This window comes from Bradyrhizobium sp., from assembly GCF_035309285.1.
Taxonomy (GTDB): domain Bacteria; phylum Pseudomonadota; class Alphaproteobacteria; order Rhizobiales; family Xanthobacteraceae; genus Bradyrhizobium.
Genome location: NZ_DATGFH010000004.1, coordinates 65212 through 82681, shown reverse-complemented (window position 1 = coordinate 82681; position 17470 = coordinate 65212). Strand labels below are relative to the sequence as shown.

At 63.2% G+C, this 17470-nt stretch carries 20 protein-coding genes; 9 read left to right on the top strand and 11 right to left on the bottom strand.

Annotation, left to right across the window (positions count from 1 at the left end; translation table 11 throughout):
- Positions 1-57: 57 nt before the first annotated feature.
- The 4 genes from VKR55_RS01505 to VKR55_RS01490 form a co-directional block, all read right to left on the bottom strand.
- Positions 58-903, bottom strand: a complete 846-nt coding sequence (locus VKR55_RS01505) for a CmcJ/NvfI family oxidoreductase (RefSeq protein ID WP_324399022.1) — start codon at positions 901-903, stop codon at positions 58-60.
- A 199-nt stretch (positions 904-1102) separates the two neighbouring features.
- On the bottom strand, positions 1103-1423 hold the full coding sequence (locus VKR55_RS01500) for an EthD family reductase (RefSeq protein WP_324399021.1): 321 nt from the start codon (positions 1421-1423) through the stop codon (positions 1103-1105).
- A 138-nt stretch (positions 1424-1561) separates the two neighbouring features.
- Positions 1562-1747 carry a hypothetical protein gene (locus VKR55_RS01495; RefSeq protein ID WP_324399020.1) on the bottom strand — a complete coding sequence of 62 codons (186 nt, stop codon included), beginning with the start codon at positions 1745-1747 and terminating at the stop codon, positions 1562-1564.
- Between the two features lie 147 nt (positions 1748-1894).
- Positions 1895-2680, bottom strand: coding sequence for an SDR family NAD(P)-dependent oxidoreductase (locus VKR55_RS01490; protein ID WP_324399019.1), 786 nt, complete (start codon positions 2678-2680; stop codon positions 1895-1897).
- A gap of 194 nt (positions 2681-2874) precedes the next feature.
- Here VKR55_RS01490 and VKR55_RS01485 point away from each other — a divergent pair, with 194 nt between their 5' ends.
- On the top strand, positions 2875-3258 hold the full coding sequence (locus VKR55_RS01485; protein WP_324399018.1) for a hypothetical protein: 384 nt from the start codon (positions 2875-2877) through the stop codon (positions 3256-3258).
- A 97-nt stretch (positions 3259-3355) separates the two neighbouring features.
- Here the strand turns inward: VKR55_RS01485 and VKR55_RS01480 are convergent, their stop codons facing one another.
- Entirely contained in the window at positions 3356-3613 is a 258-nt protein-coding gene (locus tag VKR55_RS01480; RefSeq protein ID WP_324399017.1) for a hypothetical protein, read from the bottom strand.
- A 17-nt stretch (positions 3614-3630) separates the two neighbouring features.
- Entirely contained in the window at positions 3631-4614 is a 984-nt protein-coding gene (locus VKR55_RS01475; protein ID WP_324399016.1) for a DUF2778 domain-containing protein, read from the bottom strand.
- A gap of 232 nt (positions 4615-4846) precedes the next feature.
- Between VKR55_RS01475 and VKR55_RS01470 the strand changes: the two genes are divergently transcribed.
- Positions 4847-5089, top strand: coding sequence for a hypothetical protein (locus tag VKR55_RS01470; protein ID WP_324399015.1), 243 nt, complete (start codon positions 4847-4849; stop codon positions 5087-5089).
- Between the two features lie 96 nt (positions 5090-5185).
- On the opposite strand, the gene VKR55_RS01465 is transcribed toward VKR55_RS01470, so the two are convergent.
- A complete protein-coding gene (locus VKR55_RS01465; RefSeq protein WP_324399014.1) occupies positions 5186-5614 on the bottom strand; it encodes a helix-turn-helix domain-containing protein in 429 nt (142 codons plus the stop codon).
- A gap of 48 nt (positions 5615-5662) precedes the next feature.
- On the opposite strand from VKR55_RS01465, the gene VKR55_RS01460 reads away from it, so the two are divergent.
- The 7 genes from VKR55_RS01460 (at position 5663) to VKR55_RS01430 (ending at position 13724) form a co-directional block, all read left to right on the top strand.
- Positions 5663-6256: a hypothetical protein gene (locus VKR55_RS01460; protein ID WP_324399013.1), complete on the top strand. Its 594-nt coding sequence runs from the start codon at positions 5663-5665 to the stop codon at positions 6254-6256.
- A 101-nt stretch (positions 6257-6357) separates the two neighbouring features.
- Entirely contained in the window at positions 6358-7488 is a 1131-nt protein-coding gene (locus VKR55_RS01455; protein ID WP_324399012.1) for a DUF2336 domain-containing protein, read from the top strand.
- Positions 7488-7784: a PilZ domain-containing protein gene (locus VKR55_RS01450; RefSeq protein ID WP_324399011.1), complete on the top strand. Its 297-nt coding sequence runs from the start codon at positions 7488-7490 to the stop codon at positions 7782-7784. The genes VKR55_RS01455 and VKR55_RS01450 overlap by 1 nt, the downstream gene beginning before the upstream one ends.
- Before the next feature lie 95 nt (positions 7785-7879).
- The gene (locus tag VKR55_RS01445; protein ID WP_324399010.1) at positions 7880-8926 is read left to right on the top strand and encodes an HD-GYP domain-containing protein; all 1047 of its coding nucleotides are present in this window, start codon (positions 7880-7882) and stop codon (positions 8924-8926) included.
- A gap of 463 nt (positions 8927-9389) precedes the next feature.
- The gene (locus VKR55_RS01440) at positions 9390-11171 is read left to right on the top strand and encodes an adenylate/guanylate cyclase domain-containing protein (RefSeq protein WP_324399009.1); all 1782 of its coding nucleotides are present in this window, start codon (positions 9390-9392) and stop codon (positions 11169-11171) included.
- Between the two features lie 1210 nt (positions 11172-12381).
- A complete protein-coding gene (locus tag VKR55_RS01435; protein ID WP_324399008.1) occupies positions 12382-13350 on the top strand; it encodes an alpha/beta hydrolase in 969 nt (322 codons plus the stop codon).
- 125 nt (positions 13351-13475) lie between these two features.
- On the top strand, positions 13476-13724 hold the full coding sequence (locus VKR55_RS01430; protein WP_324399007.1) for a hypothetical protein: 249 nt from the start codon (positions 13476-13478) through the stop codon (positions 13722-13724).
- Positions 13725-13774: 50 nt separating this feature from the next.
- Here VKR55_RS01430 and VKR55_RS01425 read toward each other — a convergent pair whose 3' ends face one another.
- The 4 genes from VKR55_RS01425 to VKR55_RS01410 form a co-directional block, all read right to left on the bottom strand.
- Complete coding sequence (locus VKR55_RS01425) at positions 13775-14596, bottom strand: aspartate dehydrogenase (RefSeq protein ID WP_324399006.1); 822 nt, start codon at positions 14594-14596, stop codon at positions 13775-13777.
- A gap of 6 nt (positions 14597-14602) precedes the next feature.
- Entirely contained in the window at positions 14603-15478 is an 876-nt protein-coding gene (locus VKR55_RS01420; RefSeq protein ID WP_324399005.1) for an MBL fold metallo-hydrolase, read from the bottom strand.
- Positions 15479-15547: 69 nt separating this feature from the next.
- On the bottom strand, positions 15548-17170 hold the full coding sequence (locus tag VKR55_RS01415) for an ABC-F family ATP-binding cassette domain-containing protein (protein WP_324399004.1): 1623 nt from the start codon (positions 17168-17170) through the stop codon (positions 15548-15550).
- Positions 17171-17247: 77 nt separating this feature from the next.
- Positions 17248-17397, bottom strand: coding sequence for a hypothetical protein (locus VKR55_RS01410; protein ID WP_324399003.1), 150 nt, complete (start codon positions 17395-17397; stop codon positions 17248-17250).
- Positions 17398-17470: the final 73 nt, after the last annotated feature.

Genomic DNA, 17470 nt, shown 5'->3' with positions numbered 1-17470 from the left:
CAAAAAGAGCGGCCTTGCGGCCGCCCTCGCTTGGTCGCCACCGTCCTCGCCGGCGCATCAGGCGCGGTGAAATACCAGGGCGCGGATCTCGATGCTCTCGCGCGGCGGCGTATTTGGCGGCGTGGTCGGGTCGACGAAGGCCGTATGCGGCCCGAAGCGCGTGCGGCCATCGGTCGCGGAGTCGTAGCATTTGAGCAGCAATGCCTCGTCGGCAGTCATCTCCGGGAAATAGAACCAGCGATGGCTCGGATTGTATTTCACTGAATAGGTCTCGCCGCTGCGATTCGGATAGATCAGGTCGGAAGCGACCAGATCGTCCGGCGCGACGGTGGTGCCGTCGGCCATGGCGAGCGGCGCATCGCGCACGGGACCACGGATCGGACGCCACAGATTGATCACTTGCACGCGGCCCTTGAGCAATTCGTCCGCCTCGCCGGGCAGATGCTCGCGCACCCGGTTCGGCCCCGAAGTCAGCGTCTGGTCGACATGAACACGCGTCGCCGGCTGCCGCGCGCCGGCGCCGCGGATATCGGGAGCGCCCTCGACGCGCTTGCGCACGGTGTGATCGAAGATGAGGACGCGGTCGGCCTTCAGCGTCGCGCGCATAAAACTCTCGACCGCGGGATAATAGACGCGCTTGATCTCGGCCTCGTCGTAAAAATCCTTCACCGCGGTCGGATGGCGCACCAGCTCAAAGCCTTCACGGTCGAGCGAGAAGCTTTTGGCATGCGCGCGCCCATCGAAGATCGGGACTTGATGCGGCTCCGGCAGATTGGTCGATTTCGGCTCGCCCGGCGGCGGGTCGTAGGCATAGGTGCGCGGTTTGCCTTCCGTTGGCGCCAGGTAGTTCAGTTCGGCGGTGACGAAGGGAAGCGATTCTATTCTTGTTTCTTGCAGGCCCATTTGCCTTGTCTCCGACTGATGACGGTTCAAGGCCAAATGTTTGCCCGGTCGCTGTCAGCGGCAAGCGGCAGCGCGAAATAGCAACGTTGCTGTCGTTGCATGCCTGGCAGAAGAAAAAACCTTCCGCCGGCCAAGGGCCAGGCGGAGGGTTGTTCTCGCGAGAGATGGATCGTTCACGAGGGCGAGAGCGCTCGCGCCTTCACTGTGCGCCGACCACGACTTCGCTGATCTGGATCACCGGGGCGATGTCCGTATAGTTCGGTATATCGCCCATGATCTCCTTGCCGTGCTTGCCCATCCCGGCCTGGAAGGCCTCGAGCGAGTCGACATAGATGTGGCACATGCCGACATAGGTCGCCGGTGCCCCCGGTGCGCCGCCGGCAAGACCCTTGTCCACCGTATAGAACTTGCAGCCGTCGCCCAGGCGCTCCTTCACCAGCGGCATGTGCTTGTCGCGGTAATAGGTGTGATCGAAGCGCGCGCCTTCCTTGTTGGGATACATGACGCTGACCTTGAACATGGCGTGCTCCCTCCTGCGACGTCTTCCTCTCGTGACGCCTTCATGACCTCGCCGGTTGTGCTCCGGCCCTTGCACGGACTTTGCGTCAGCTTCGCCCGTTCCGCAACTGCGAACACGCCGCTGCCGACGACAAGGTCGTCAGCTTTGGTGCGGTCCCCGCATCATCTTCATGGCGTCCTCGATATGGCGCCACTCGCGGGCCTCGTCGCTTTCGCCCCGGCTTTCGCATAGCTGGGCTTGTTCGGCAGCCTTCGCGATCGCCTCGGCGCCATGCTTCTCAAACATTTGGCGCGCAATGGTGTGAACCTGGATTTCGGGGATCATGTCGCTCTCCCGTCGGTGTGTTGCTCGAAGCCGCGGCAATTGGCTCTGATGGCCGCTGCCCCAAGAAAACCGTCCAGGCCCGGGGTCGTTCCCGGCAATCCCGGTCCGATCGGCGCCTTTGGCGGTCGGCCGATGCGATCGATGGCTTCAGAGTTCGAGCGCGGGCGGATCGAACCAGTTGGTGAGCGACAGGCCGCCGTCCACGACGATCGACGCGCCGGTGACATAGGCCGAGATGCGGTTCGACAGCACGGCGAGCGCCATTGCCGCAAGGTCCTCCGCCTGGCCGATGCGGCCGAGCGGAATGTGCCTGGCAAGCGCGGGATCGGCGACAAAGCCGCCGGCCGCGATCGCGCCCGGCACCAGCGCGTTGACGCGGATGTTGTAGCGGCCGAGCGTCTTGGCCAATTCCTTGACCAGCATCGCCATCGCGGCCTTGGCGCTCGAATAATGCGGCAAATTGCGCGGCGTGGCGGCATGGAGGGAGGTGAGAAACAGAAACGAGCCGGGCGCCCTGGCGGCGATCAGCTTTCGGGACAGCTCGCGGCCCAAGTGAAAGCCCGCGTCTATGTTGACCGCGTGCATCTGCCGCCACGCCGCCTCGCTGACGCCAAAGGCGTGGTCGGCCTCGCGCCTGGGCGGTGAAGCCGAGTGCACGAAATGCGTGACGTGGCCAAGCGTTTTCTCCGCCTGTGCCAGCAAGGCGTCGCAGGTCGCTCGCGAGGCGAGATCGCCGACAAATGGCACCGCCAGCTCCGGCTTGCCCAAAGCCTTGATCGCGGCCGCGATGCGCTCCTCACTGATGTCGGCAAAGATCGTCCGCACGCCCTCACCCACCAGCGCCTGCGCAATGGCGCGGCCAATGCCGTTGCCGGCGCCAGTGACCAGCGCCGCCTCGCGTTCGGGATCGAATGGAGAGTCAAGCAAGCCCATCGCGTGTTCGCTCCTATGGTGCGGCGCTCAAGCTCGCGCGCTTTTGGTGCCAAAGCCTAGCCCAAGCGGTTCCCTGCGCGAAGCCATGATGGAACCCGTGGCTAAGGTCTCTTCTTCCAGCAGGACGCCGCAATTTAGACTCTGTTCTCACCGCATTGTGTGGCCACGCATCGCGTCAAATGGAGCGGAATCCGATGAGAGAGAAGATCGCGATCGCAGCTCTGGCGCTGTCACTGGTTTCGTCGCAAGCCGTTGCCGGCGAACATCGTGGCGGTGATGCCGCGCTTGGAGCCTTGTCGGGCGCCGTCGTACTCGGTCCGATCGGCGCCGTAGCAGGGGCGGTTGTTGGCTACACGGCCGGCCCAGCGATCGCGCATTCCTGGGGCTTTCGGGGCTCGCGACCGGCGCCGCGACGGGTGAGAGCGTCACGCGAGATGTCGCAAAGCCCCGACATGCGGCCTGCTGTGCAGGCGGGCCCGTCTGCGGCTGCCCCCTCGCCTGCAGCCGCGCCCGCGCCTCAAGCCGTCTCGACCGTCCGGCCCTCCCAGGGCCTGCCGCCGGTGCAGACGCTCGAGTAGAATCGAAGATCCGAAGCAAGACGAGCGGGACCCCTCAGTCAACGCTGCGGGCGAGATCGCGAAGCGTGACAGCGGAGTCAGCTCCGGCGTCGAGCCCTCACAGGAGCTTGGCGCTGACGAACAGTGCGCGCACCGCGTTGGTCGCCTGCACCGTCAGCATGGCGTTGGCGGCGGCGCGCTCCAGGAGATCGACAGCCTCATTGTGGAGAGAGCGATACTCCATCCATTCGACCGAGCTCAGAGTTGTGAGGAACTGGTAGGCCTGGCCGACGGTTGCGATCGGAACGGTCTTGCCGTTCAGGCGAATATTGAACGTTGTCCGCAACGGCGTTTCGGAGTTCGACGTCGCGCTCATATCCGGCGCAAAGAACGTCACGATTGCGAGGTCGCCCGTTGTTGGGCCTGAACGGTCGCGAGGCTAGGCACCACGACGAGACGCGAAATTTCGCCGTTGTCGTAGGCTTTCCGGAAGCGGTCATAGTCCCGGATCGAGACGCAGCCGTTGGAATCGCCCTCGGGGCCGAGCATGTAGCTGTGCGCGAGCAGCCCGGCGCGACCGAGCGTCGAGCTGCCATCGACCGGTAGCATCCGCAGCGCGCGAACGCCGTGGAACAATTGTTCGCGCGGCTTCAGTTCATAGGTTGCCGGCGGCGTCGCGCCGACCATGCGCTGATCGACGTGGTCAGGGTCGTCCCTGAGACGGCCGAGCCCCGAATGCGCTTCCAGGGTGGTTCCGTTCGGCAGGTACACGGCGTGCGCCGAGATGTCATAGACGGCGGTCTGGCCGTCATAGCCGAGCGCGGCGAGGTCCGGCCCGTGCTGGAATAGACCGCTGTTCGGCGTAAGCGAGGCAAGCGTCAGCTTGTCGGGCAGCAGATCCGACAGCCGTTGCAGCATGCTCCGGCTCTCCGGCCGCGGGGGCGGCGGCGGAGTGTCGAGCGCGACCTGCACGTCGGCTGCGGCCGGGCGCGAGCGCGGCAGCGGAATGTCGGAGGCGCCTGCCGGCTTTTCCTCCTCGGTCTCGGCGGCGACGCGCCAGTCGGAGAACAGCAATTGCTGGGCGAGCAGGCCCTTGGCGTCCCGCAGCTTGGAGTCGAACTCCGCCAACGCTGAGCGATCCAGCGGCTGCAAGGCCGGACTCGGACGGAACGATTGGGGCTGCGCCAGCGGGACGAAACGATCCTCGAACGAGGCGGCGACCGCCGTCGTGCCCATCGTGGAAGAGCTGGCTTCAGTCAGCCATGCCGCGGCGCCCAACGCCCAAGCGAGCACGGCCGCGACCAGCGCGGTCAGTTCCGATCGGCCAATGCGGCGACGCGGCAGCAGGCTGTCGACCGTCGCACCCCTATAAGCCATGACGACCCCAACTCCACCCTCGAAGGTACCCAGCCTTCGAAGAGGGATTCTTCTTACCAGCCGAACGTATTATGAGAAACCAAACTACGGCAAGATCGAGACCGAGCGGGCATAAGTCGAAAGTCTATTGTTTGCGGAGCCTTAAGCAAGCCCCGGCACGGGGTCGCGCCATGGCCAAAAATTACCACAATCGGCCGCAGAATTTGCTCCCGTTCGATCGGGAGAACTCAAGATGCGAATCGCCAAGGCGATCTTCGTGGGTTCTGTCTTCGCGGTCGCCCTGACCATGCCGGCGTTTGCGAAGCACACCGAAGCCCAGAAGACCGACGACGACCGATCATCGACCACGGCGTCCTGCCACGCCTATCAGCAGGCCGAGAACGGCTCGTGGACCCAGCTTCCCTGCCAGGAAGCCGGCGGCACGCAGACCCAGCACAGGCCGGCCGCCAAGGGCGCCGAGGAAGAGCCCCGCTGAAGCTCGCTTGCCTGCTTTTTCAGGCTGCGTCAGAGGGTTGGCGGCGCCCGCTCGGGCGTTGCCATGGCCGCATTCGCCGGCCGACGTGATCGGCGATCACGACCGGCGTGACCGTGCCAGTGTTTCCGAGGGAGGTTCGCCAAACTGCAGGCGATAGCTCGCCGAGAAATCGCCGAGATGCCAAAAGCCGAACGCAAGCGCGCAAGCCTTGATGCTGTCGGCGCCGCCCTCCAGCAGATGCTTGCGGACAAGCCAAAGCCTTCGCAGCCGCAGATAGCGGTGCAGGCTCATCCCGGTGTGGCGCTGGATCGCATCGTGAAGCGAGCGAACGGATACGCCGACCTGTCGTGCGAGCTCTTCGCTGTAGATCGGCCTTCCCAGACCTCCCGCCAATACGGCCCGCACGTCCTGGAAAATCTTGAATGTCCGCGTCGCATTGGCGCGCGCAGCCCACTTCGTTGGAGCGACATCGGCAAAGACAGCATCCGCGGCGGCGAGCAGCGATTCCCTGATCGCCGATGACACGTCTCTCGCGCTGATCGAATTGTCGAATCGCTCTGCCGCCGACAGGATATGGACCACAAGCTCGCACAGCCGCTGCAGGGCAACCCGGCTCGTTTCGAAAATGAGGAAGTTGGCGTTCGCCTGCGGCCAGCCCCGATCTGCTATCATCGGCCTGAACATGATCGCCCCGAAGCGCCTCTCGACGTGTTCAACCGCGCTGTAGGTGGCCCCGTCAGTTCCGATGAAAACGACCGATCGGTCTATCTCGATACCGTTGAAACGGATCGGGATGCCATCGTCCATCGCGAATCCAACTGCCGTGCAATCGGGCATGAGCTGCGCGTCGACGATACGCGGAAAGGCTTTCGTGAAAGTAACGTCGCACCCTTCGAGGTTCAGGATGATCTGCGCGGCGGAAATGTGCCGGACAAGCGGCGTAAAGTCGACGCTCAGGCTTCGGATCGAACTTCGAAATTGATCGATATCGCTGAAGCGAAATACCTTGGGTTTGAGGCTTGGTTTGTGGGCCTCGTTGCTCATTCCAGTATCTGCCCCGCAGCGTTGAGATATCAGAATTTGCTTATCGGCGATTTCCCTGTGGGTGATGGCTCGACATCCATACTGCCGAATTTCGATATCAATTCAGTATCTTGGGCGAGGTAACGAGCTACCTCGCGCGATCATCAATATGCAAAATTTTAACAACCGTGACGTGAACTTCCAAGACGAGAACAGAACGTTTTCTACATGGAATTGCGCCGGCTATGACTGGCACCGCCCTCGCCGATTTGAGCAGCGAAATTGATGTCTCCATTCGGGACTGCTCGCCCGCGCGCCGCGCGCGAATGTTGGCGCAGATAGCCGCTTGCTTTCTTTCCCATTCCGACCGGCTGAGCCTGGAGCAACTTGGCGTCTTCGACGATGTGATGCTTCGCCTGGCTTCGCGCGTGGATCTCGGCGCGCTGTCCGAGCTCTCCACCGTGCTCGCCGACGTTATCCCTGTACCGCACAAAACGATCCGCCGCCTGGCTTACCACGAAAACCCGGCGGTAGCGGGGCCCGTCCTGATGAGGTCAACCGCCCTGTCCGATGCCGACCTCATCGAGATCACGAACAACCGCGGCCAGCAACACCTGATCGCGATCTCGAAGCGCGCACAGCTCGGTGAAGCCGTCACCGAAGCCATCCTCCGACATGCCGGCAAGGATGCCAAGCGCCTGTTGGCCAAAAACCCGGGCGCGCGCTTCAATGGGCAGGGTTACGCGTGCCTGCTCGCGGCGACAGAGCGTGATGAGGTCATTGCGGAGTCCCTGGGATTGCGTCCGGACGTCCCGGCCGACGCACTCCAAAGCCTGCTGGCGCGGACGACAGAAGCCGTTCGCGCGCGGCTCCTGAAAGGCAGTCCTCCCGCGGCGCGCGAGAGGGTTCGTGCGGCGCTTGATGCCGTCCCCATATCGGCCGGCGCGAAGACGCCAGCTCAAAACCATGCTGAAGCCCACGCCGCGGTGGTCGCCCTCAACAAGACCGGCAAGCTGAACGACTCCACCGTCAACCGCTTTGCGATCCGGCGCGAATATCCGAACGTGATTGCCGCGCTGGTGCTGCTTTCCGGTGCCACGATCGACATCATCGCGCCGCTCATGGACGAAGAGAGCGGCGGCGGATTGATCATCGCATGCCGCGCGTCGCGCCTGAACTGGCAGACAACTCTTGCGGTTCTCAACAACCGGCGTGTGGCGCCGCTTTCAAAGGAACAGCTCGATCAGGCGCGGGAAGTATTCGAGATGCTCCTCGTCTCATCGGCCCAATACACCATCCGCTTCGAGCCGCCGAGCCTTCCCGGCGACAAATCGGCATCAAACGGTCAGGTGGCCGCTGCTGCAGGGAGGCGCTGATGAGAGGAGAGAGCCGGCGTGCGATGCGCGTCCGATTTGAGCACGCCCATCCCGTCAATCTCATGGGCGTCGACGGCACGTGGCGACGAAGCTGCGTTCTGCTCGACGTTTCCGAGAGCGGCGCCAAGCTCGAAATAGAAGGCTCACCCGAGGTCTTGCGGGCACGCGAGTTCTTCCTGCTGTTGTCGTCGACTGGCCTTGCATTCCGGCGCTGCGAACTGGTGTGGGTCGACGGGACTCAGGTCGGCGTCAAGTTCACCAGCCATGACAAGAAGCGCTCGCCACAATCAAAATGAGCGAAGACAATATTTTGATGTCCAACGGAAGCTGATTTTCAGATGCACTTGATGTCCTCGACTCCCGGATCTTCGCCGGAACAGGGTTCAAATCGATGCCGGTCCATCTGATAGCCGACACATCTGCAAGGCTTGCGAGTGTCCGGGCCGTGCTCGAGCGCAAGCACGCCGTGACGTCGGAGTTGCTGCGCGGGTTGAGCGTCCAGCGCTGCAATACGGACGTGCTCGTCGTCAAGGCAGACCTGCGCACGATCGATAATATCTGCGCGCTCAAGAAGGCTCTCGCGAGCCTGAAGACCGTCGACAAGCGCATTTTCCTGGTCGAGGACTCCGCTCACCTGTCAATTTCACAGGCCTATGCGCTGGGCGCGACGTCCGTCCTGACCGGCCCGCTCGATCCGGCGAGACTGTTGAAGGAAGTGGGTGACCTCCTGGACGGCGACACGCGGTTGATGGAGGAGAGCGGCAGCGCCGCGGCGGCCTCGTCCGGCGAGGTCGCGCTGGCTTCGATGTTCACGGCGGTCGCCAGCGGCACGCCGATCGATATCGCGGGCGCCAAGAAGGCCGGCGCAGCCATCGCGGCAGCGGTCGAGGAAAACGGGTTGGATGACTGGCTCAAGACCGTTCGGCGACATCACGAGGGCACGTATCAGCACTGCTTGCTGGTGACCGGAGTGGCCGTCGACTTCGGATTGAGCCTCGGTTGCCCGAATTGCGAGATCGAGCGGCTCTATACGTCCGCGATGTTTCACGACATCGGCAAGGCGATGATCCCGCTTGCCGTTCTCGACAAGCCGGCCCGCCTCGAGCCCGAGGAACGGGCCCTCATCGAAACGCATCCCGTCGCCGGTTTCGATGCTCTCAAGAACAACGTGAGCATTTCCGCGGAGATCCTTGATGCGGTACGCCATCACCATGAGTATCTCGACGGCAGCGGCTATCCCGACGGTTTGTGCGCCGAAAACATCCGCGACCTGGTTCGCGTCCTGACCATTGCGGACATCTTCTCCGCACTGATCGAAGCCCGACCTTACAGGGCAACCATGTCCCGCGCGGATGCTTACGACATCGTCTGCGGAATGACCGGCAAGCTGGAAAAGCCGCTCGTGGTAGCGTTCAAGCGAGTCGCGCTATCAAGATAGGGCCACGCGGGCTACGATGCTGCTCTACCCAGAGCGCTGATCTGGGCCAACGAGGTGATCGTGAATTGGTCGGTGTCGCTTATCTTGCCCGGATCGACCAAGTCTGACGCCGGATTCCGTGTCGGCTGTCAGGGTTAGACCGAAAACCGGCAAGGCGCGGCTGAATCGACGCGAATGACCCATTAGAGACATTTCGCGCGGAGTGGCCGGTCCTGCCGTCGAAGCTCTGGCGGTTAACGCCGCTGGACGTGGCCGATCTTCGACGGGGGCTCGGGTGGGACCTTGATCTGGCGCTTCTGGCTGGCGCGATCTTCGGTCACACGGCGGGGTGATCCTCCGCCGCGCCCTTACTAGGGTCAGGGGGAAATGACCGGCCCCCGCAATATCGGCTCTACAAGACCGACTGCTGGCTTCCGCTACCCAAGGCGAGTAAAATGCCTCGCACCCCATCCCGGAGATAGGCATGGCCACGGAGCGCCTGGAGCGACGGCTCACGGCCATTCTCGCCGCCGATGTCGCTGGCTACAGCAGGCTGACCAGCATGGACGAGGAGGGCACGCACGTTCAGTTGAAGGAACATCTGCGTATCCTCATCGATCCCAAGATCAGCGAACACCGCGGACACGTTGTCAAGAACACCGGCGATGGATTGTTGGCTGAGTTCAGCAGCGCCGTGGACGCCGTGCGATGCGCCCTCGACGTGCAGGGCGGCATGGCTCAACGCAACCACGCCCTGCCGCCGGAGAGGAGGATGGAATTCCGTATTGGCATCAATGTTGGTGATGTCATCATCGATCGTGGTGATATTTTCGGTGATGGAGTCAACGTAGCCGTACGTCTCGAAGGGATAGCGGAGCCCGGCGGCATCTGCATTTCGGCTCGTGTTCACGACTACGTACGAGACCAGCTCGAGATTCCCTTCGAGGACGCCGGCGAGCAACGGCTTAAGAACATTGCTAGGCCAGTGCATGCCTATGCGATCAGGACTGGGGGGCAGCCCTCGGTTGCACTAAGCAGCGCCATGTCGGCGGTACCAAGCGTGCCGCGCCTTTCGATCGTCGTACTGCCGTTTGCCAATCTCAGCAGCGATCCAGGGCAGGACTACTTCGTCGATGGCGTCACCGAAGACCTTACCACAGAGCTGTCACGACTCGCTGGTTCGTTCGTGATCGCCCACAACACTGCCTTTACCTTCAAGGGTAAGTCGGTAGACGTAAAGCAGGTCGCGCGCGAACTCGGCGTTCGCTACGTCGTTGAAGGTAACGTCCGAAAGGCGGGTCAGCACGTGCGGGTCGGTGCCCAGCTCATTGACGCCGAAACTGGTGCTCATCTCTGGGCCGATCGGTTCGATCGAGAAATCGCTGAGCTGTTTGAGCTGCAGGATGCAATCACCATCGAGCTCGCGCACGCGCTCGACGTGCAGCTTGTCGAAGCTGAGAGCCGTCGCAGCGAGCGTTCGACAAACCCGGATGCGGTAGACCTGATAATGCGCGCTCGTGCACGGCTTTACCATGGCGTGTCTCGTGCAAACACTGTCGCGGCGATTCAGCAATATAGAGCAGCGTTGCAACTCGCCCCCGACGACGTTCGGGCTCTCGCAGAGCTGGCGGACGTGCTCGCGGGTAACATCGCGAGCTTGTGGAGTGAAGCGCGCGACGAAGACTTGTGTCAGGCTAAGGCCCTTTCGGCACGTGCTCTGGCACTGGATCCGTCAGACGCATACTGCCACCATGTCGTGGGGGTCGTGCTTTCTCTACAAGGGCGCTTCCGGGAAGCTATAAACGAGTTTGAAGCAGCAATCCGGCTCAACTCGAATTTGCACTTCGCGCACAGTGGCCTTGGATCTGCGAAAGCCTCTTCGGGTCTGGGTAAGGAAGCCCTGGTGCATTTCACCGACTTCATCCGCCTCAGTCCGCGCGACCCGTTTCTGTTCCGAGGGTACAGCGGCATTGGCTGGGTTCAATTTCTGCTCGGCGATGATGTCCGAGCAATTGAGATGCTGCGCAAGGCGATTGGCTTGAGCCCTAACTATTCGCTGGCTCACCTATGTCTCGCTGCGGCTCACGGCATGCAGGGTCGCGCCGACGAGGCATGCGCTGCACTTGCCAACTATCTCGGGACCGGCCCGTCCGCTCGAACGATTTCCGAACTACAATTGCTTCGCACATCAAAAAATCCAGCTTACCTGGCGCAGTGCGAAAGAATGTACGAAGGGCTGCGTAAGGCGGGGATGCCGGAGGCATGAACGCGTCGCTCGGGAACGCGCCGCTCGGGAACCCGCCGTTGTGGCATGGAATCTGCCAAGATTAAGGCGTACCGCGTTAGCAGGCAGGAAACGCCCGCTCGTGGCCCTTCGCCGAACAAGTCCGACGATCGATGTGCGTCCCCAATCGGCAGTACGCCGGACGGACGTCGGTCTGGGGCTTCACTAAGAAGCCCGCCATTGGCGGCGGGCAAGTCTCCAGGGAGCCGCCCATGCAGCGGCAAGAGCGAGGTTAAGATGATTCGCGGAGCGCCCATGTTGCGCGGTTCACACAGTCAGCGGCCGAAGTGAGGGCGCGTGATATTCAGTCACGTGGCGCGATCTCGTAACCTATTGAATTGGATTCGCAATCGCCTGAATGCACGAAACCGGCGGCTGCCCGACGGGCAAATCGCTTTCGCAGCGCCTTCCGTTTATCAGAAGCAATGTCAAGTACCTTGGCGAAAAATAATCTTCTTCCGCTTTTCTGAAAATCATGATTATCTCCCCGCATCCCGCCTCCACAGGAGGGGCGTATCGCGATCGTCACGGACGTTGGGAGCGGGATGCGGTGGACGTGAGGTGCTCAGCGCGCATGTCGCGCGGACGAAAGCATCGCTCGCGGACGAGCGAAATCGTGCGGTCCCGACGCCCCGACGCTGGCGTCAACCCCCGGTCAAGCGATGTCGGCCTTCGGCCGACACGCCGAGAGCCCGGGGGGACGGAGGCTAACAAGCCCGGCACTCCGAGGAGAACACGTATAAGCCGTAAACCATCGCGCAGGGAATGCCGGTTGTTCCGGCTGCCCTGTTGTTGCTTGCGTGCGTAAGTGCACTCTTTCTTTGCACGCAAGGCTCGCGGGTGCGGCCTGCACCCGGCATTCCCTGTGCCCTCCTGATTTTGAGGGCGACGAACGATGCATCACTCGGGCATTTTGTGCCGCGAGAATGCGAACGTGTGTCCCCTCTGTCATTGCGGGCGCAGCGAAGCAATCCAGACCACCTCCGCGGAAATAGTCTGGATTGCTTCGTCGCGGAGCCTGTCAACGGGCCGCGCGTTCGCGCGGACCCGTTGGCTCCTCGCAATGACGAAACTTTTGATGATTGAATCCGATGAAGTGCCTTCCCTGCTTCCTCAACCGCGATTGTCGCCGACGCGAGCCTTATTTATGCTGAGAGTCCAACAACAAAGAAAACTCCAAGGGAACCTGCAAATGCCCGCTCCGCTCGATCCCGTCATTGCCGACATCATTCCGCTCTTGCCGCTCCGCGATCCCACGATCATGACGCCGCAAAGCGCGCGCGATGCCTTGCGCGCGCTCGCCGCCTCGCGCGCGGCGGTCCCGCCGCCGCCGGTCGAGAGCGTGAGCGACATCAAGCTCAAGGGTGTGGCCGGTCCGCTGAATGCGCGCCTCTACCGCAGCGGAGGAGGCAAATCGCCGACAGTGCTGTTCTTCCATGGCGGCGGCTGGGTGGCGGGCGATCTCGAAACCCATGACCGGCAGGCGCGCTGGCTTGCGATCGAGACCGGCGCGGTCGTGATCTCCGTCGATTACCGGCGTCCGCCGGAGACGCGCTTTCCCGGCGCGTTCGAGGACGCCTTCGCCGCCACGCGCGATGTTTCCGCACGCATCGCCGAATTCGGCGGCGACGCCACGCGCCTGGGCGTAGCCGGCGACAGCGCCGGCGGCAATCTCGCGGCGACATCGGCACTGGCCTGCCGCGACGCCGGCATCAAGCTCGCCGCGCAGCTTCTCGTCTATCCCGTCACCGATGCGTACGGAAACTACGCCGACGTGGCCGAGAACGCGCGCTTTCCCTCGCGCACCGACAACGCCGACGGCTACTTTTTGTCCCGCGCGGTGATGGAATGGTTTTGCGGCCATTATCTCGCTCACCGGGCCGAGGGCGCCGACTGGCGCGTGTCACCGCTCCGCGCGAAAGATCATGCCGGGCTCGCGCCAGCAATCGTCTGCACCGCCTGGTTCGATCCCTTGCGCGACGAGGGCGTGGCCTATGCCGCAGCGCTCGAAGGCGCCGACGTGGCGGTGAAGCATCATGCGGGTGAAGGCCTGATCCACGGCTATTTCGGCCTTGGCGATGCATCCGCAGTCGCCAAGGCCGAGGCACAGCGCGCGCGGGCCGATTTCAAGGCGCTGCTCGATCGAGGTGCGCGATCCTGACCGGAAGATGAACGGGTGGGCCTGTTGGCGGGAATTTATTTGCGCGACATTTGGCTGCGGGGTGCTTGATCGTAGGCGGATTCCAAGTTCCAATCCCTTGCTTATTCTTTTAGGGAGACACCCCAATGAAGCGGATCATTCTGGCTGCCATCATCGCCACCTTCGCCGCCGGCTCGGCTTTCGCGCAGGACGCCTCCTGCGACGCGAAAGCGGTCGGCAAGGACGGCAAGCCGCTTGCCGGCGCGGCAAAGACTGCGTTCATGAAGAAGTGCAACCACGACGCTTGCGAGACCAAGGCGGTCGGATCCGACGGCAAGAAGCTCGCCGGCGCCGCCAAGACCAGCTTCATGAAGAAGTGCGAAGCCGGCGGCTAGTCGCTCCGCTCCGGCCAACCAAGAAAGGCGGCCGACCGGCCGCCTTTTGTTCAGGTCCCTACCCGCAAGGGCGCCCGCAGCTTGCGCAGGCAGGCGATCACCGACAGCGCGGTGATCTTTCCGGTCCGGGGGTTTTCCGACGGGATGTTCTCGATTCCCATCGAAAAGCGCGCGGAGTCCGAATCCACCTCGATGCGATGCGTGTTGCGGGTCACCGTGGGATCGGCCCAGATCTGCACGCGCGTGCGGTCCGCGCCGATGCCGGCCAGCGACAACGCGACGGCGACATTGAGGTTCGCGGGAAAACCCTTCGCTGCTTCACGCGCCGTGCCGTCGAAAATCTTGAGCGGCTCCTTGATGTCGTCGATGTCGATGTTGTTCTCGACGAGATAGGGCGCGCCCGCCAGCCCCTGGAGGGGCTTTCGCGTGATCATCTGCACGGAATGGATGGTCCCGACCGCGGCCGCGGTCATGGCGTCGAGTCCGATCAGGGCGCCGGTCGGCACCACGATCTGGCCGCCATGCTGCCGGGCAAGCGCGACAAGGTCCTCGTTCTCGAGCAGCGCGCCGACGCTGAGCACGATCACGGTTTTGCCGCGCGACACCACCGGCGCAACGATCGAACGGACCAGCCTGCTCGGCGCGCATTCGATGACGATATCGGCGGCATCCGCAAGCCGCTCGATCGGCAAGGCTGCCGGCATCTTGCCGAGCTTGCCAAGCCATTCGCTATGCTTGTCGATGTTGGCGGCGGATACGGCCGCAAGCTCCAGCCCGTCGATGCCCTTGTCGAGCGCCGCTGCGACTTCACGGCCGATCGCGCCGAGGCCGGCAATGGCGACCCTGGCCTTCGTGTTCGAGCCGCTCCTCATCCGAGCCTAATCCCGCTTGAAGCGATAATCGAAGCGGTCGCCGTCGGCCTTGAGCAGGCCGACCGTCGGACGCGGGAAATGGATCGGCAGGATCAGCGTGTCGGTGTCGGCGACGGAGGCAAAGAATTTCCGCCGCGACACCGCCGACTGCTTCGGGTCCCAGTCCGGCCGCGCCGACCAATCGGGCTCGCGGCACTGGATCGCGTGATGCATGAGGTCGCCGGCGACCACGGCGCGCTTGCCCTTCGAGAAGATGTTGACGCAGCAATGGCAGGGCGAATGCCCCGGCGTCGGCGTCAGCGTGATCGTGTCATCGAGTGCGTAGTCGTCGTCGACGAGCAGCGCCTGCCCCGCTTCCACGATCGGCAGGCAGTTGTCGCGGAACACCGTACCGGGCGGATTGGCGCCCTTCCTGTGCTGCTCCTCCCACGCCGCGTACTCGCGCTTGTGGAAGACGTATTTGGCGTTCGGAAAGGTCGGCACCCAGCGGCCGTCGCGCAAGGTCGTATTCCAGCCGGTGTGATCGATGTGCAGATGGGTGCAGAAGACGTAATCGATCTGCTCATAGGAGACGCCGAGCGCAAACAGCTCCTTGCGCCAGCGCTCCTTGCCGGGAAAATCGAACGGCGGCGGATGTCCCTTGTCCTCGCCGGTGCAGGTATCGACAAGGATGGTGTAGCGCGGCGTGCGCACCACAAAGGTCTGGTAGGGCATGACCATCATGCCGGAGGCGACGTCGAAGAACTCCGGCTCCATGCCCTTCAGATGATGTTTGAAGATGGCATCGTCATAGGCGGGAAAGAAGTCCTGCGGCCGGCGCCACGGCCCCTCGCGTTCGATCACCGCGTCGATGGTGATGTCGCCGATCCGAAGCTGCTTCATGGTTTTCTCCCCGCTTTTTCCGGGACCCTAGCGGGCGGGCCACGCGCATTCAAGCGAGAGACTTGCAGGTCAGCTCCGCAAGCCCGGCGCCTCATGGCCGGAGCGCTCGACATATTCGGTGTAGCCGCCGCCATATTGTTGGATGCCCTCCGGCGTCAGCTCCAGCACGCGATTGGACAGGGCCGCCAGGAAATGCCGGTCATGCGACACGAACAGCATGGTGCCTTCGAACTCCGAGAGTGCGGAGATCAGCATCTCCTTGGTCGCGAGATCGAGATGGTTGGTCGGCTCGTCCAGCACCAGAAAATTCGGAGGATCGTAGAGCATCTTCGCCATGACGAGTCGCGCCTTCTCGCCGCCCGACAGCACGCGACACCTCTTCTCGACGTCGTCGCCGGAGAAGCCGAAGCAGCCGGCGAGCGCCCTGAGCGAGCCCTGGCCGGCTTGCGGAAACCCATCTTCCAGCGACTGGAACACCGTGCGCTCGCCGTCGAGCAGGTCCATGGCGTGCTGGGCGAAATAACCTATTCTGACGCTTCCGCCGATAGTCACCGTGCCGTCATCGGGCTTGGCCGCGCCTGCGACCAGTTTCAGCAGCGTCGACTTGCCGGCACCGTTGACGCCCATTACGCACCAGCGCTCGCGCCTGCGGATCATGAAATCGAAGCCGTCATAGATGGTGCGGCTGCCATAGCGCTTTTGGATGCTCTTCAGGCTCGCGACATCCTCCCCCGAGCGCGGCGCCGGCAGGAAATCGAACGCCACCGTCTGGCGCCGCCGCGGCGGCTCGACGCGCTCGATTTTCTCCAGCTTCTTGACCCGGCTCTGCACCTGCGCCGCGTGCGAGGCGCGCGCCTTGAAGCGCTCGATGAACTTGATCTCCTTGGCGAGCATCGCCTGCTGGCGCTCGAACTGCGCCTGCTGCTGCTTTTCGGCGAGCGCGCGCTGCTGCTCGTAGAATTCGTAGTTGCCCGAATAGGTGGTGAGCGAGCCACCGTCGATCTCCACCACCTTGGTGATGATGCGGTTGATGAACTCGCGGTCATGCGAGGTCAGCATCAGCGCACCGTCGTAGCTTTGCAGGAACTGCTCGAGCCAGATCAGGCTTTCAAGGTCGAGATGGTTGCTCGGCTCGTCGAGCAGCATCACGTCCGGGCGCATCAGGAGAATGCGCGCAAGCGCCACCCGCATCTTCCAGCCGCCCGAGAGCTCGCCGACATCGCCGTCCATCATCTCCTGACTGAAGCTCAAGCCCGCCAGTACCTCGCGTGCACGGGTCTCCAGCGCGTAGCCGTCGAGCTCCTCGAAGCGCGCCTGCACCTCGCCATAGCGCGCGATGATCTCGTCCATATCATCCGCGCGGTCCGGATCGGCCATCGCGGCCTCCAGCTCCTTCAGCTCGACCGCGACCTCACTGACCGCGCCTGCGCCAGCCATCACCTCGGCGACGGCGCTCCGGCCCGACATCTCGCCAACATCCTGGCTGAAATAGCCAATGGTCACGCCGCGATCGACGGCGACCTGGCCTTCGTCCGGCTGCTCCTGGCCGGTGATCATGCGGAACAGCGTGGTCTTGCCGGCCCCGTTCGGACCGACGAGACCCGCCTTCTCGCCCTTCTGGAGCGCGGCGGAGGCTTCGATGAACAGAATCTGATGGCCTTGCTGTTTGGAGATGTTGTCGAGGCGGATCATTGGCACGCGGGTGAGAGAAATCGTCGCGGCCGCTCTTAGGCGATCTGGCACCCGAGTGGAAGAGTATTTGCTTGTTCTCAGTGCCGCTTGAAAAACTGCACGGCGCGCTCGTGCTTCTCCGCCGCCGCGCGCGATTTGAAGGTACCGAGATTGCGACGCTTGCCGGTTCTGGGATCGACCTTGCGCGAATAGAGCCGGTACTGGCCCGATTGCAATTTGCGGATCATGGCAGGCCTCCTGGCGAACTTTCCTTGGCAACGATGGTGGCGCCTTGCTGTTCCCTCAAGGTCGACCGGCTTC

Excerpts from the sequence above, each read along its gene's own strand:
- VKR55_RS01485 (WP_324399018.1), top strand. The coding sequence starts at position 2,875 with ATGAGAGAGAAGATCGCGATCGCAGCTCTGGCGCTGTCACTGGTTTCG.
- VKR55_RS01420 (WP_324399005.1), bottom strand. The coding sequence starts at position 15,478 with ATGAAGCAGCTTCGGATCGGCGACATCACCATCGACGCGGTGATCGAA.
- VKR55_RS01415 (WP_324399004.1), bottom strand. The coding sequence starts at position 17,170 with ATGATCCGCCTCGACAACATCTCCAAACAGCAAGGCCATCAGATTCTG.
- VKR55_RS01505 (WP_324399022.1), bottom strand. The coding sequence starts at position 903 with ATGGGCCTGCAAGAAACAAGAATAGAATCGCTTCCCTTCGTCACCGCC.
- VKR55_RS01460 (WP_324399013.1), top strand. The coding sequence starts at position 5,663 with ATGGACCACAAGCTCGCACAGCCGCTGCAGGGCAACCCGGCTCGTTTC.
- VKR55_RS01500 (WP_324399021.1), bottom strand. The coding sequence starts at position 1,423 with ATGTTCAAGGTCAGCGTCATGTATCCCAACAAGGAAGGCGCGCGCTTC.
- VKR55_RS01470 (WP_324399015.1), top strand. The coding sequence starts at position 4,847 with ATGCGAATCGCCAAGGCGATCTTCGTGGGTTCTGTCTTCGCGGTCGCC.
- VKR55_RS01445 (WP_324399010.1), top strand. The coding sequence starts at position 7,880 with ATGCCGGTCCATCTGATAGCCGACACATCTGCAAGGCTTGCGAGTGTC.
- VKR55_RS01480 (WP_324399017.1), bottom strand. The coding sequence starts at position 3,613 with ATGAGCGCGACGTCGAACTCCGAAACGCCGTTGCGGACAACGTTCAAT.
- VKR55_RS01440 (WP_324399009.1), top strand. The coding sequence starts at position 9,390 with ATGGCCACGGAGCGCCTGGAGCGACGGCTCACGGCCATTCTCGCCGCC.
- VKR55_RS01425 (WP_324399006.1), bottom strand. The coding sequence starts at position 14,596 with ATGAGGAGCGGCTCGAACACGAAGGCCAGGGTCGCCATTGCCGGCCTC.
- VKR55_RS01490 (WP_324399019.1), bottom strand. The coding sequence starts at position 2,680 with ATGGGCTTGCTTGACTCTCCATTCGATCCCGAACGCGAGGCGGCGCTG.
- VKR55_RS01430 (WP_324399007.1), top strand. The coding sequence starts at position 13,476 with ATGAAGCGGATCATTCTGGCTGCCATCATCGCCACCTTCGCCGCCGGC.
- VKR55_RS01455 (WP_324399012.1), top strand. The coding sequence starts at position 6,358 with ATGACTGGCACCGCCCTCGCCGATTTGAGCAGCGAAATTGATGTCTCC.
- VKR55_RS01435 (WP_324399008.1), top strand. The coding sequence starts at position 12,382 with ATGCCCGCTCCGCTCGATCCCGTCATTGCCGACATCATTCCGCTCTTG.
- VKR55_RS01495 (WP_324399020.1), bottom strand. The coding sequence starts at position 1,747 with ATGATCCCCGAAATCCAGGTTCACACCATTGCGCGCCAAATGTTTGAG.
- VKR55_RS01450 (WP_324399011.1), top strand. The coding sequence starts at position 7,488 with ATGAGAGGAGAGAGCCGGCGTGCGATGCGCGTCCGATTTGAGCACGCC.
- VKR55_RS01475 (WP_324399016.1), bottom strand. The coding sequence starts at position 4,614 with ATGGCTTATAGGGGTGCGACGGTCGACAGCCTGCTGCCGCGTCGCCGC.
- VKR55_RS01410 (WP_324399003.1), bottom strand. The coding sequence starts at position 17,397 with ATGATCCGCAAATTGCAATCGGGCCAGTACCGGCTCTATTCGCGCAAG.